Source organism: Streptomyces sp. NBC_00443 (genome assembly GCF_036014175.1).
GTDB lineage: Bacteria > Actinomycetota > Actinomycetes > Streptomycetales > Streptomycetaceae > Streptomyces.
This window is the reverse complement of the sequence record NZ_CP107917.1, coordinates 6,797,591-6,811,575: the sequence shown is the minus strand read 5'-3', so window position 1 is coordinate 6,811,575 and position 13,985 is coordinate 6,797,591. Positions and strand designations below refer to the sequence as shown.

The window sequence follows — 13,985 nt, the reverse complement described above, 5'->3', positions numbered from 1 at the left end:
GTTGGTGCCTCGGCTCGGAAGCGCACCCCGGCAGGTCGGTCGTGAGATGTGCCGGGGTGCGCCTCAGGTCCGGCTGAGCCGCCCTACGGCAGCTTCAGCTTGAGAGCGGTCTGCAGCAGCCCCGGCGTGGTCCAGGCCGAGCGCTCTCCCGCGTACGGCGTCCCGAACGCGGTGGTGCCGATGAGGAGTTGCTTGACGGTGCCCTGCGGTGCGGTCACCGGGATCTGGGTCCCGGACGGTGCGGTGACGGTGACGGTGTTGCCGATGCGGTACGCCGTGACAGAGCCCTTCGCGAGAGCGGACTGCCAGGCGGCGCGGCGCTGCAGCTCCGTGCCGATGGCGCTCTGCGCGAGGTTCTCCACCGGGGTGTTGTCGGCGAACAGCGCCCGGTAGTCGGCGAGCACCTTGTCCAGGACCGGGTACAGCGTCCGGTCCTCGGCCAGGTTGGACTGGTGGGCGTAGTGCGGGCGCGGGTCGTTGCTGATGGTGTGTCCGAGGGCGGTGCGTGCCTCCAGCGGGACGATGTAGTCGTCGTACCCGGTGGCCGTGTCCAGCGGGTCGTCCAGGCAGGTGGAGGCGGGGTTGTTCTCGCAGATGCCGCTGCCGCCGTCCGCCGTGGAGGTGTAGATCCAGTTGTACTCGTCGACCATCTCCTCCTCGGTGCCCACGTTGTAGTACACGTTCATCGGGTACCGGGGCACGGTCAGCGCGGCGCCGACCGGACGCTGGGCGGGATCACGGGAGTTGTCCGAGGCGATCCACTTGACGCCGTTGTCGGCGAGGGCTCGGGCGAGGTTGGGGTTGTCGTCGGGCTGCTGCGGCAGGGTCTTCAGGCCCGAGTGCTCGCCGGTCACGAGTTCCGTGCGGTCGAGCGGGAGTCCCTTGGTGACGCCCCAGTTGTGGTTGTCCCTGATCTGCGCCGAGATGTCCGCGCGGCTCATGTAGCGCGTCGAGCCGTCGGCGTTCTTGGCGCAGCTCCACGGCACGGTCGAGGTGTCCTGGACGCAGCCGAGGAACGGGTGCGTGTAGGTGTGGTTGATCCAGCGGTACTGCGCCTTGTCGGCGAGCAATTGGGTCGCGAGCGGGTCCGTGCCGCCGTTCTCGCTCTTCCACTCCTCGCCGGAGCCGGCGTTGTAGACCATGTCCAGCTTGAAGCCACGCTCCCGCTGCCACTGCGCGGCGCGGACCGCGTCCTCGGCCGTCATGCGGATCGGCGGGGTCTCCTCGCCGCCACCGCCCACGCAGTCGATGTCACCGGGCGTGCAGTTGCGCTCGGTGTCCCAGCGGGCGTCGGGCGCGAAGACGTCGTCGACGTGCACGGCGAAGTAGTTGCGGGCCTGACCGAGGTGGACTCCCTGGGTCAGCCATTCGACGATGCCGCGGGCGAGGACGCGGAACTGCTGCTGGTACTGGTTGTACGCGAAGGTCACGACCAGTTGACGGCGCCCGTCGTTGGTGTACTCGCCGACCAGGCTGCCGCGCCCGGAGCCGCCCGGCACGGGCACGTCGACGTAGCTGGTGAAGCCGGTACGGGGCCGGGCGACGAAGCCGTAACTCTCCAGTACGGACGGGTCGTTGTCCTCGAACGCGAAGGCGCCGTCGAGGTAGCCGAAGTATCCCGCCTTGCCCTGGGCCGTGACCGCGGCCTGCTGTCCGTCGAGGCTGCCCGCGAAGCCGCCCTCGCTGGTGTAGTCGAGGCCGACGCCGGGGTGGGCCCAGGTGTAGGCGTCGACCTGCGGGATGCCGTAGGTCCGCTCGTAGCTCTCCAGCGCGGTCTGCTCGGCGGAACCCTCGCCGAAGGGGGCCTCGTTGGGCAGGACGACGCCCTGGTACTTCGCGCGGGGCGTGCCGCCCACCGTGTCGCTGAGGAACGCGGCGGTCACGGTCGGGCGGCCGGCGTCGGTCAGGTCGACGGTGGTGTACGGGATGCCCGTGCTCCTGAGCTGGGCGGTGATGGCCTGGACGGGGGCGTCGCCGTTGTCCACGACCAGCACCCTGAGGTCGATGCGCGGCTCCCCCGCAGCCGCGGCGCCGGGTACTCCCAGCCCCAGCGACAGCAGACCGGCGGCCGCCAGAACGGCAGCCGTGTTTCTCCATCTGTGCGCACTCTGCGCCATTGATCGTTCCTTCCCCCCAGAAGATCCCCTTGTGGCCGGTTGCGATGAATCGGCGGAGGATCCGTGGAAATCATGCAAAGCGGCAAGCTGACGGCTCACCGGAACCAGATGAGTGTGACTCAGCTCACCGGTCCCGAGAATCAGGAAATGACCGCGACGCCACCGACAGGTGAACGTCCGAAGGAATGAGCGAACGCTCACACGAGCGTAGGCTCGTCCCGAGTGTTCGCCGCACCGGGGAAGGCCCCGCTGATACCGCACCCGTTGACACCGCACCCGTAGGTCGGAACTAGGGTCGGCCGTCGGGCCCGGTCGACCCACACCGTTCGGCCACTGCAACTTCACATCGGAAGCGAGATTTCACCACCGTGACTGCTCTCACTCTCAGCACCGCCGCGGCGGCCGGCCTGCGCGCCGACGCGATCGTGATCGGTGTCGCCAAGGGCTCTGGGTCCAAGGCCGCCGGACCGGTCGTCGCACCGGGCGCCGAGGCCGTGGACAAGGCGTACGACGGCAAGCTCGCCGGCGTCCTGGAGACCCTCGGTGCCACCGGTGCCGAGGGCGAGGTGACGAAGCTCCCCGCGCCCGCCGGCTTCAAGACCCCGCTCGTGGTGGCGGTCGGTCTGGGTGCCGCGCCCGAGAAGGACGCCGACTACGACGGCGAGGCGCTGCGCAAGGCCGCCGGCGTCGCCGCCCGCGCCCTCGCCGGCTCCAAGAAGGCCGCGTTCGCGCTGCCGCTGAACGACGCCGCCGACATCGGTGCCGTCGCCGAGGGCGTGCTGCTCGGGGCGTACGCCTTCGACGCGTACAAGGACAACGGCAAGAGCGACCGGGACAAGAAGAACGGCAAGGCTCCCCTCGCCGAGGCCGCGCTGCTCGGCGGCAAGTCCCGCGACAAGGAGCACAAGGCCGCGATCGAGCGCGCCACCGCCGTCGTCGAGGAGCTCAACCGCGCCCGCGACCTGATCAACACCCCGCCCAACGACCTCACCCCCGAGTCCTTCGCCGCGGTCGCCTCCACGGCGGCCAAGGAGCACGGCATCAAGGTGCAGGTGCTCGACGAGAAGGCGCTGACCAAGGGCGGCTACGGCGGCATCCTCGGCGTCGGCTCCGGATCGGCCGCCGGTCCGCGGCTGGTGAAGCTGACGTACACGCACGCCAAGGCGGACAAGCACCTCGCGCTCGTCGGCAAGGGCATCACCTACGACTCGGGCGGCATCTCGCTGAAGCCGGCCGGGCACAACGAGACGATGAAGTGCGACATGAGCGGCGCGGCCGCCGTGTTCGCCGCCGTCGTCGCCGCAGCGCGGCTCGGTCTCCGGGTGAACATCACCGGCTGGCTGGCGCTCGCCGAGAACATGCCGTCGGGGACCGCGGTGCGCCCCGGTGACGTGCTGCGCATGTTCAGCGGCAAGACCGTCGAGGTGCTCAACACGGACGCCGAGGGCCGGTTGGTGCTCGCCGACGCGCTGTGGGCGGCCTCGCAGGAGAAGCCGGACGCGATCGTGGACGTGGCGACGCTGACCGGGGCGATGGTGCTGGCGCTGGGGAACCGGACGTTCGGTGTCATGGGCAACGACGACGCGTTCCGCTCCGCGATCGTGGAGGCGGCCGAGGAGGTCGGTGAGGCGTCCTGGCCGATGCCGCTGCCGGAGCACCTGCGCAAGGGGATGGACTCGCCCACCGCCGACATCGCCAACATGGGTGAGCGCATGGGCGGCGGGCTGGTCGCGGGGCTCTTCCTGCGCGAGTTCGTCGGCGAGGGCATTACCTGGGCGCACATCGACATCGCCGGTCCCGCGTTCAACGAGGGCGGGCCCTTCGGGTACACGCCGAAGGGCGGCACGGGGTCCGCGGTGCGGACGCTGGTCCGGCTCGCCGAGCTGACGGCGGCCGGAGACCTGGGCTGACGTCGTCATGAAGTGAGGGGGGTCCGCGCGCGGGTAGGGCGGAGCCCCCCTCACTCATGCCCCCCTTCCATGCCCGCTCAGCTGAACGTGGGACGTCTCACACACCGGCCCGGCGTCTCGTTCGGTGTGGACAAGTGCGAAGATGGGGCTCGGCAGGACAGGGCCCCACCACAGGGCCGAAGAAAGAGCGGCCGGACACCAGCCGCCGACCGGTCACTGCTGACCGGCGTAGGCGCACATGCATGGAGGACGTGACGTGGCGAACGACGCCAGCACCGTTTTCGACCTAGTGATCCTCGGCGGTGGTAGTGGCGGTTACGCCGCGGCCCTGCGCGGGGCGCAGCTGGGCCTGGACGTCGCCCTGATCGAGAAGGACAAGGTCGGCGGCACCTGCCTGCACCGGGGTTGCATCCCCACCAAGGCCCTGCTGCACGCGGGCGAGATCGCCGACCAGGCTCGTGAGAGCGAGCAGTTCGGTGTGAAGGCCAGCTTCGAGGGCATCGACATCGCCGGTGTCCACAAGTACAAGGACGGCGTGATCTCCGGCCTCTACAAGGGCCTGCAGGGACTCGTCGCCTCCCGCAAGGTGACCTACATCGAGGGTGAGGGCCGGCTGTCCTCCCCCACCTCCGTCGACGTGAACGGCCGGCGCGTCCAGGGCCGCCACGTCCTGCTGGCGACCGGCTCCGTGCCGAAGTCGCTGCCGGGCCTGGAGATCGACGGCAACCGCATCATCTCCTCGGACCACGCCCTCGTCCTGGACCGCGTCCCGAAGTCGGCGATCGTCCTCGGCGGCGGTGTCATCGGCGTCGAGTTCGCCTCCGCCTGGAAGTCCTTCGGTACGGACGTCACCGTCATCGAGGGCCTGAAGCACCTCGTCCCGGTCGAGGACGAGAACAGCTCGAAGCTTCTTGAGCGCGCCTTCCGCAAGCGCGGCATCAAGTTCAACCTGGGCACCTTCTTCTCGAAGGCCGAGTACACCGCCGACGGCGTCAAGGTCACCCTCGCCGACGGCAAGGAGTTCGAGGCCGAGGTCCTGCTCGTCGCCGTCGGCCGCGGCCCGGTCTCCGCCGGTCTCGGCTACGAGGAGCAGGGCGTCGCCATGGACCGCGGCTACGTCCTCGTCGACGAGTACATGCGCACCAACGTCCCGACCATCTCCGCCGTCGGTGACCTCGTCCCGACCCTCCAGCTCGCGCACGTCGGCTTCGCCGAGGGCATCCTGGTGGCGGAGCGTCTGGCCGGTCTGAAGACCGTTCCGATCGACTACGACGGTGTCCCGCGGGTGACCTACTGCCACCCGGAGGTCGCCTCCGTCGGCATCACCGAGGCCAAGGCCAAGGAGATCTACGGCGCGGACAAGGTCGTCGCTCTGAAGTACAACCTCGCGGGCAACGGCAAGAGCAAGATCCTCAACACCTCGGGCGAGATCAAGCTCGTCCAGGTCAAGGACGGCGCCGTGGTCGGCGTCCACATGGTCGGCGACCGCATGGGCGAGCAGGTCGGCGAAGCCCAGCTGATCTACAACTGGGAGGCGCTGCCCGCCGAGGTCGCCCAGCTCATCCACGCCCACCCGACGCAGAATGAGGCGCTCGGCGAGGCCCACCTGGCCCTGGCCGGCAAGCCGCTGCACTCGCACGACTGACCCTCGGTCGACGAAGCGACGACTCAGACTTCCGCAATTCGTAAGGAGCAACCGAAACCATGGCGGTTTCCGTAACCCTTCCGGCGCTCGGCGAGAGCGTCACCGAGGGCACTGTCACCCGCTGGCTGAAGGCCGAGGGTGAGCGCGTCGAGGCCGACGAGCCGCTGCTCGAGGTCTCCACCGACAAGGTCGACACCGAGATCCCCTCCCCCGCCGCCGGCGTCCTGGCCTCCATCAAGGTCGCCGAGGACGAGACGGTCGAGGTCGGTGCCGAGCTGGCCGTGATCGACGACGGCACGGGCGCCCCCGCTGCTGCCCCGGCCCCCGCCGCCGAGCCCGCCCCGGCCGCCGAACCGGAGCCGGCCGCCGAGCCGGAGCCGGCCCCGCAGGCCGCTGCCCCGTCCACCGAGCAGGCCGCTCCCGCCCCGGCTCCCACCGCCGAGGCCGCCGCCGGCGGCGGTTCCGCCGAGGGCACGGACGTCGTCCTGCCCGCGCTCGGCGAGTCCGTCACCGAGGGCACCGTCACCCGCTGGCTGAAGTCGGTCGGTGACAGCGTCGAGGCCGACGAGCCGCTGCTTGAGGTGTCGACGGACAAGGTCGACACCGAGATCCCCGCCCCGGCCTCCGGCACGCTGCTGGAGATCGTGGTGGGCGAGGACGAGACGGCCGAGGTCGGTGCCAAGCTGGCCGTCATCGGTGCCGCGGGTGCCGCTCCGGCGGCCGCCCCGGCCCAGGAGGCTCCGGCCCCCGCCGCCGCTGCCCCGGCCGCCCCCGCGGCTCCGGCCGCTCCGGCTGCCCCCGCCGCTCCGGCCGCGCCCGCCGCTGCCGCCCCGGCTCCGGCCCAGCCCGCTGCTCCGGCTCCCGCGCCGGCCGCCCCGGCCCCGGTCACCCCGGCTCCGGCCGCTCCGGCCGCCGCCAAGCCGACCGACGAGGGCGCCTACGTCACCCCGCTGGTGCGCAAGCTCGCCGCCGAGAACGGCGTCGACCTGGCCGCCGTCAAGGGCACCGGCGTCGGCGGCCGTATCCGCAAGCAGGACGTCATCGCCGCCGCCGAGGCCGCGAAGGCCGCCGCCGCTGCTCCGGCTCCCGCCGCTGCCGCCCCGGCCGCCGCCGCGAAGAAGGCGCCGGCGCTGGAGGCCTCGCCCCTGCGTGGCCAGACCGTCAAGATGCCGCGTATCCGCAAGGTCATCGGCGACAACATGGTCAAGGCGCTGCACGAGCAGGCGCAGCTGTCGTCGGTCGTCGAGGTCGACGTCACGCGCCTGATGAAGCTGCGCGGCCGGGCGAAGGACTCCTTCGCCGCCCGCGAAGGCGTCAAGCTCTCCCCGATGCCGTTCTTCGTCAAGGCCGCGGCCCAGGCGCTGAAGGCGCACGCGCCCGTCAACGCCAAGATCAACGAGGCCGAGGGCACGATCACCTACTTCGACACCGAGAACATCGGTATCGCGGTGGACTCGGAGAAGGGCCTGATGACCCCGGTCATCAAGCACGCGGGCGACCTCAACATCGCCGGCATCGCCAAGGCCACGGCCGACCTGGCGGGCAAGGTCCGCGCCAACAAGATCACGCCCGACGAGCTGTCCGGCGCGACCTTCACCATCTCCAACACCGGTTCGCGCGGTGCGCTCTTCGACACGATCATCGTGCCGCCGGGCCAGGTCGCGATCCTCGGCATCGGCGCCACGGTCAAGCGCCCGGCCGTCATCGAGACGGAGGAGGGCACGGTCATCGGCGTCCGCGACATGACCTACCTGACCCTGTCCTACGACCACCGTCTGGTGGACGGTGCCGACGCGGCCCGTTACCTGACGGCGGTCAAGGCGATCCTTGAGGCGGGCGAGTTCGAGGTCGAGCTCGGCCTGTAAGGACCCTGCCGGCTGTATGCGGCCTGCCAGTACGACGATGCCCTTCCCCCGGTCTCCGGGGGGAGGGCATCGCCATTGTGCCGGGCCGACCGAGCGTGTAAGTCTCCGTGTAAGTCTCGTCTCACCTGCACCAAAGCGCCCCCGTGCGCCCCTCCGGCGGAGCGTCCCGGCCTTATTGTCTAAACGTCAAACGCGCCCTAAGGAGCTCTCGCGACCGCCCCCGTCATCCACTCGCTGCGCGAACAGATCCGCGAGCACATCCTGGAGGGGATCATCAGCGGGCGCTGGCAGCCGGGCGAGCGGATCGTGGAACGGCGGATCGCCACCGAGCTGGAGGTCAGCCAGACGCCGGTGCGGGAGGCGCTGCGTGAGCTGGAGTCGCTGCGGCTGATCGAGTCCGCGCCCAACAAGGGCGTCCGGGTACGGAGTCTGACCGCGGCCGACCTGGAGGAGAGCTACCCGGTCCGGGCGGGCCTCGAGGCCATCGCCGCGGAACTCGCGGCCGACCGCCTCGCGGAGGACTGCTCCGCCCTGGAGCCGCATGTCGCCGCCCTGTACGAGGCGGACCGCCTCTCCGACGGCACGGGCCAGGTGCGGCACACGGTCGCCTTCCACCGGGAGCTGGTGCGGGCGGCGGGCAACTCGGTGCTGCTGCACACCTGGGAGGGCCTCGGCATCGAGGTGTTCACGGCCCTGTCGATCCGGTGGCTGGGGACGGTGCAGCAGTCGTACGCGGAGGAGCACGAGGAGTTGGTGGCCGCGTTCCAGCGCCGGGATCCGCGGATCGCCGAGATGGTCAAGTCCCACGTACTCGGGTGCGCGCCGCGGCACGAAGGCGAGTAGTCGGGACCGAGGCAGTCTGTCGTCCCTCCGGCCCGCCCCAGGGCCGCTGTGACGAGCGTGGCTCTCGATATACGCCAATACTGGGATGAACCGCGTCCTCTCCCCGGCGCGGCGCCTCAGCCCGCCGTCGGCCTCTGGAGGCCGCGTGATCTGGCGACAGCTCTCTTCCCTGCTCCCCAGGTCCGCCATGACCGCCACGACTGCCGCGGCCCGGTCCGTCGCACAGGGGCTGACGTCCGTAACGCCGGCACTCCCACTGATCGGACCGCTGCTGCGTCCCGGCACGCCCGGCCGCTGGCCGACTCCCGGCGGCGTGCAGATCGAGCTACGCCGCCTGGGTCAACCCGGCACGATCCCCGCGTCCCGCGAGCTGGAGACAGCCCTGCGACGCCTGCCGGGGGTGACCCGCGCCGAGGTGAACGGCGCGCTGGGCTGCGTGTATGTGGGCTGCGGGCCGGAGACGGACCTTGAGGTGGTGGCTGGGGTTGTCGAGGCGGCCGAGGCCCTGGCGGAGGAGCGGGCGGGGCGTGAGGGGGCGGGGGTGGTGCTCGGGGGAGGGGGCGAGAACCGAGGGCGAGGGGGCAGGGGCTGAGGGGGTCCGGCAGGAGGGGGTCCGGGAGACGGGGGTCCGCGAGGAGGGGGTCCGCGAGGAGGGGTGAAAGCCCCGGCTACTCGGGACGAGGGGCTTGGCCGTTGGGACGCCCCGGAGGCGGGGACGGAACCTCAGGGTGCTCAGGGCGACGAGCCAAGGCCTCGGGGTGATCCGAAGACGGGGTCAGAACCCCAAGGAACTCTGGGCAACGGATTAGGGCCCCTGGGTGACCCGAAGACGGGGCCAGAACCCCAAGGAACTCAGGGCGACGAGCCAGGGCCTCGGGGTGGCCCCGCGGAGGGCGCGTCCTGCGAGGACGCTCGGGGCGGCGGGACGGCGGCTCGGGGGGCTCAGGGTGAGGGGGCGGCAGCCCGAGGCGGTCTCCGGGACGTCGGGGGCGATCGGGGGCGGGAGCCCGTTGGGTATCCCGGGGACAGTCGGGCGCAGGTCGGGGCGGGCATTCGGCTTGGGGCGGGCCTTCTTGCCGTCGGGGTGGCTGCGGTGGGGGACGCGCTTCGGGTGCGGGGGCTGCATCCGCTGGTGCAGTCGGTGATCCAGTTCGCGGAGTCCGCACCGCCGTTGCGTGAAGGCATCGCCCGACGGATCGGCGAGACGGCGACGGAGCGCGGCTTCGCCGTGGTGAACCTGGTCGTGTCGACGCTGACGTTCCGGCCGCTGGGCGCCACCGTGATCGCCGTGCTGGCCGCAGCCCGGTACGCCGAGGTGCAGGCCCGGCGCGGGGCGTGGGCGGACTGGGCGACGCGGCTGGCCGCGCACGAGGGGACGTACCGCCACGACGCGGTGCCGGCCTACGAGCGCCCCGCGCCGCTGCCCCCGGGCCCGGGCGACCGGTACGCGAACGTGGCCGCGCCGGTGTCGCTCGCGGCGTACGGACTGACGTCGGTCGGCACCTTCAGCCACGACCGTGGGCTGGCGCTGCTGATCGCGGGAACTCCGCGCGGCCCCCAGTCCGGCCGCGAGGCGTTCGCGTCCTCGGTGGGCCGGGCCCTCTCCGACCGGGGCGCGCTGGTGCTGCGGCCGGAGGTGCTGCGCCGCCTGGACCGTATCGACACGGTGGTCCTCGACGCCCGGGTTCTGGCCGGCCGCGACTGGACGGTCGAGAGCGTCCTGCGGCTGGGAGCGGGAGGGGACGACGGCGGCAGCCCGGAGATGTTCTCCTCGGCCGGTCCCAGGAACGGCCGCCCGGCGGGCGGCAGTTCGGACGACGCCCCCGAAGACGCGCCCGAAGACGCTCCTGACGACGCTGCTGACGACGTTCCGGACGCCGACGAGATTCACGTACGCATTCACGAGCTGATCGACGCCGCGGAGGCGGCCGCCCGGCGGGCCCGGCATCTCGGGGGCTCCCCGGTGCCCGGGCGGCGGGACGGCTGGGAGTTGCGGCCGTTCGGTGACAGCGCGGCCGACGGATCGGCGGGTGACGACGACGTGCCCCCGGACGCCGCCGCGCAGGCCCGACAGTGGGCAGCGGAAGGGGCGCGGGTCGTGGTCGTGCTGCGGCAGGGGACGCCGGTGGCCGTGGCCGCCCTGGTGGCCCAACTGCATCCGCTGGCGCATCACTTGGTGCGTGCGGCGAAGGAGTGCGGTCAGGTGCGGCTGGTGGGCGGGCCGCCCGGGCTGCACCGGCGGTTCGGGCTGGAGGAGGCCGTACCCACCGGACACCGGCGCACCGCCGCGCTGGTGCGCTCCCTCCAGGCGGACGGGCACGGGGTCGCGGTGGTCTCGCCCTGGACCCGGCGCGCACTCGTCCGCGGCGACCTGGGCATCGGCTCGATCTCGGACCCCCGGCACGTCCCGTGGGACGCCGACGTGGCCGCCCCTCCCGACGTCGTGCACCTGCTGCTGACGGCCCTGCCGGAAGCCCGGCGGATCGGCCGGCTGTGCGCCCGGCTGGAGGCGGTCGGCGCGGTGGCGGGTTCGGCGTTGGCCCTGCTCGTGCCGCGTCCGCGGGCCTGGGCGCGGGCCCGCCTGGTGGCCGATGCGGTCACCATCGGCGGCGTTGCGACGGGCTTCTGGGCGGGATGGCGGCTGCACGGCCGCCCGGCCCCGGCCGCCACCGAACGCACGCCCTGGCACGCGATGGCGGTACGTCAGGTGATGTCCCGGCTCGCCACCTCGTCGCGGGGGCTGGACGTGGCGGAGTCCGCCCGGCGCCGCCAGTTCGCGGGCCACGACCGGCACGACGGTGCGGTCACCCTGATCGGCCGGGTCGCGGAGGAACTGGCCAATCCGCTCACGCCGGTTCTGGCGGTGGGCGGCGGCATCTCGGCTGCGCTCGGCTCGGTGCTGGACGCCGTGCTGATCGGCGGGGTGCTCGGCGTGGACGCGCTGGTCGGCGGCGTGCAGCGGCAGCAGGCCGACACCGCGGCGGAGCGGCTCGTCGAGGCCACCTCGGTGCGGGTGCGGGTGCGCAGGCCCGGCCGGGCGGAGGCGGTGGAGGCGGCCGGCGATCACCTGGTGCGCGGCGACGTGATCGAACTGCGGGCCGGCGATTCGGTCCCGGCGGACTGCCGCGTCGTGCAGGCACAGGGCCTCGAGGTGGACGAGTCGAGCCTCACCGGCGAGTCCCTTCCGGTCGTGAAGAGCGCAGCCCCGACCGCTGCCCGCGCGGTCGCGGACCGTACGTCGATGCTCTACGAGGGCACGACGGTGGCGGCCGGCCACGCCCTCGCCGTCGTGGTCGCCACCGGGACGGCCACCGAGGCGGGCAGCGCGGGCGATGCGGGCCCCGAGGGCGGGCCGCCGGAGAGCGGGGTGGAGCGGCGGCTGAAGGCGCTCGGCCGGTGGTTCCTGCCCCTCTCCGTCGGCGCGGGCGCCGTCCTCTTCGGCGTCGACATGCTGCGCCGACGGCCCCTGGGCGCCGCCCTGGGTTCCGCGGTGAGCCTGTGCGTGGCGGCCGTACCGGAGGGGCTGCCGTTCGTCGCCACGGTCGCCGAGCTGGCCGCCGCCCGCAGGCTGTCCACGCGCGACACCCTGGTCCGCAGCGCCTCCACCATCGAGGCGCTGGGCCGCACCGACGTGCTCTGCTTCGACAAGACCGGCACCCTCACCGAGGGCCGGATCAGCCTCCAGCAGGTCTCCGACGGCCAGGTCTCCCACGACCTGCAGCTCGACCGGAGTTCCCAGGGAACGGAGCCGGGCCGGGACTCCCATGGGCCGGAGCCCGGCCAGGTCTCCCACGACCTGCAGCCCGGTGCGTGCGACCCGCTGCCCCCTGCGCTGCGCCGGATCGTCGGTACGGCCGCCCTCGCCGGACCGCCGGGCGCCGCCGCGGACCTCGCCCATCCCACCGACCGGGCCATCGCGAAGGGGGCCGAGCTGCTCGGCGCCGCTCCGGCCCGGGCTGCCGGGCTCGGGACGGACACCTGGGAGCGGCTGGCGGAGCTGCCGTTCGAGCCGGGGCGCGGCTATCACGCCGTGCTGGGGCGGTCCGACAGCGAGGCACGGGTCGTCGTCAAGGGCGCGCCGGAGGTCGTACTGGCCCGCTGCGACCGCATCCGGCGGGGCGACGCCGATGCCGAACCGTTCGACGAGCGGCTGCGCGCGGAGACGGAGGCGGAGGTCGACCGGCTGGCCCGGCGCGGACTCAGGGTGCTGGCGGTCGCCGAGCGCGTGCTGCCCGAGGGCCCACCGCGGGACACCGCCGAGGGGCCGGGCGACCTCGACGACGACGTGGTCGACGGGCTCTGCCTGTTGGGCCTGCTGGGCCTCGCGGACCCGGTGCGGGCCACCGCCGCCGAGAGCGTGGACCGGCTGTCGCGGGCCGGGGTGCGCATCGTCATGGTGACCGGCGACCACCCCAGCACGGCCGCCGCGATCGCCCGGGAGCTGCGTCCCGAGGAGGAGCCGCGCCTGATGACCGGGGCGGAGCTGGACGCCCTGGACGATGCGGCGCTCGCCAGGACGCTGCCGGACATCACCGTGTTCGCCCGGACCACCCCGGCGCACAAGGTCCGTATCGTCACCGCGCTGCGCTCGGCCGGCCGCGTCGTGGCCGTCACCGGCGACGGTGCCAACGACGCGCCCGCGATCCGCATCGCCGACGTCGGTATCGCGCTCGGCTCCCGGGCCACCCCTGCGGCCCGTGCCGCCGCCGACGTGGTCGTCACCGACGACCGGATCGAGACGATCGTCGACGCCTTCGTCGAGGGCAGGGCCATGTGGGCCTCGGTGCGCAGAGCCCTGGGCATCCTGCTCGGCGGCAACCTGGGGGAGATCGCCTTCACCCTCGCCACCACGCTGTTCACCGGGCGCAGTGCGCTGAACGCCCGCCAGCTGCTCCTGGTCAACGTGCTCACCGACATGCTGCCTGCCATGGCCATCGCCGCCCGGCCGCCCGCCGCGCACAGCGAGCAGCTGCTCGCGGAGGGCCCGGAGGCATCGCTCGGCAAGGCCCTGACCCGGCACATCCGGCTGCGCGCCGCCGTCACCACCGTGGCCGCCAGTGCCGCCTGGATCGCCGCCCGGGCGACCGGCACCCGGGCGCACGCCGACACCGTCGCCCTGGTCGCCCTGGTGACGTCGCAGTTGTTCCAGACGCTCCAGGACGCGGGCCGTGACCCGGTGGTGGCGGCTGCCGTGGTGGGGTCGCTGGTGGTGCTGGGCGTGGTCGTGACCGTGCCGGGGCTCAGCCACTTCTTCGGCAGCCGGCCCCTCGGTCCGGCCGGCTGGACGATCGCGCTGGCGTCGGCGGCGGGGTCGGTGCTGGTGCCCGCGGTGGCCCGGGGGCTCTTGATGCGCTGGCGAAAGTTCACCCGCAGGCAACCCGTGTGCAGCCTGCCGGATGACATCAGCCCGGACAAAGGGAGGCGTACCCCGCACGACGCACACGAAAGGCGGCCACCATGCCGCAGATACTCGGCACGATCCTGACCCAGGTGGCGATCGCCCTCCTCGAGGCCGTTCTGGTGCGCCTGGCCATGCAGCTGTGGAAGGCGTTCGCCACGGGCGCGCGTCCGGCGACCGCGTAGACCTGGGCGCGGTCACTGGACC

At 72.8% G+C, this 13,985-nt stretch carries 8 protein-coding genes; 7 read left to right on the top strand and 1 reads right to left on the bottom strand.

What is annotated here, in order from left to right:
• Nucleotides 1-83: 83 nt before the first annotated feature.
• Nucleotides 84-2,117 carry a hypothetical protein gene (locus OHO27_RS30995; protein ID WP_328428262.1) on the bottom strand — a complete coding sequence of 678 codons (2,034 nt, stop codon included), beginning with the start codon at nt 2,115-2,117 and terminating at the stop codon, nt 84-86.
• Nucleotides 2,118-2,485: 368 nt separating this feature from the next.
• Between OHO27_RS30995 and OHO27_RS30990 the strand changes: the two genes are divergently transcribed.
• The 7 genes from OHO27_RS30990 to OHO27_RS30960 all read left to right on the top strand — a co-directional run bounded on the left by OHO27_RS30990 (nt 2,486) and on the right by OHO27_RS30960 (nt 13,963).
• Nucleotides 2,486-4,027 carry a leucyl aminopeptidase gene (locus OHO27_RS30990; protein ID WP_328428261.1) on the top strand — a complete coding sequence of 514 codons (1,542 nt, stop codon included), beginning with the start codon at nt 2,486-2,488 and terminating at the stop codon, nt 4,025-4,027.
• 256 nt (nt 4,028-4,283) lie between these two features.
• On the top strand, nt 4,284-5,672 hold the full coding sequence (lpdA, locus tag OHO27_RS30985) for a dihydrolipoyl dehydrogenase (RefSeq protein ID WP_328428260.1): 1,389 nt from the start codon (nt 4,284-4,286) through the stop codon (nt 5,670-5,672).
• A 59-nt stretch (nt 5,673-5,731) separates the two neighbouring features.
• Nucleotides 5,732-7,537, top strand: coding sequence for a 2-oxoglutarate dehydrogenase, E2 component, dihydrolipoamide succinyltransferase (gene sucB / locus OHO27_RS30980; RefSeq protein ID WP_328428259.1), 1,806 nt, complete (start codon nt 5,732-5,734; stop codon nt 7,535-7,537).
• A gap of 225 nt (nt 7,538-7,762) precedes the next feature.
• Complete coding sequence (locus OHO27_RS30975) at nt 7,763-8,380, top strand: GntR family transcriptional regulator (protein ID WP_328430604.1); 618 nt, start codon at nt 7,763-7,765, stop codon at nt 8,378-8,380.
• Nucleotides 8,381-8,567: 187 nt separating this feature from the next.
• A complete protein-coding gene (locus OHO27_RS30970) occupies nt 8,568-8,972 on the top strand; it encodes a hypothetical protein (RefSeq protein WP_328428258.1) in 405 nt (134 codons plus the stop codon).
• 501 nt (nt 8,973-9,473) lie between these two features.
• The gene (locus OHO27_RS30965) at nt 9,474-13,865 is read left to right on the top strand and encodes a cation-translocating P-type ATPase (RefSeq protein ID WP_328428257.1); all 4,392 of its coding nucleotides are present in this window, start codon (nt 9,474-9,476) and stop codon (nt 13,863-13,865) included.
• Nucleotides 13,838-13,963: a hypothetical protein gene (locus tag OHO27_RS30960; RefSeq protein WP_328428256.1), complete on the top strand. Its 126-nt coding sequence runs from the start codon at nt 13,838-13,840 to the stop codon at nt 13,961-13,963. The genes OHO27_RS30965 and OHO27_RS30960 overlap by 28 nt, the downstream gene beginning before the upstream one ends.
• Nucleotides 13,964-13,985 lie beyond the last annotated feature (22 nt).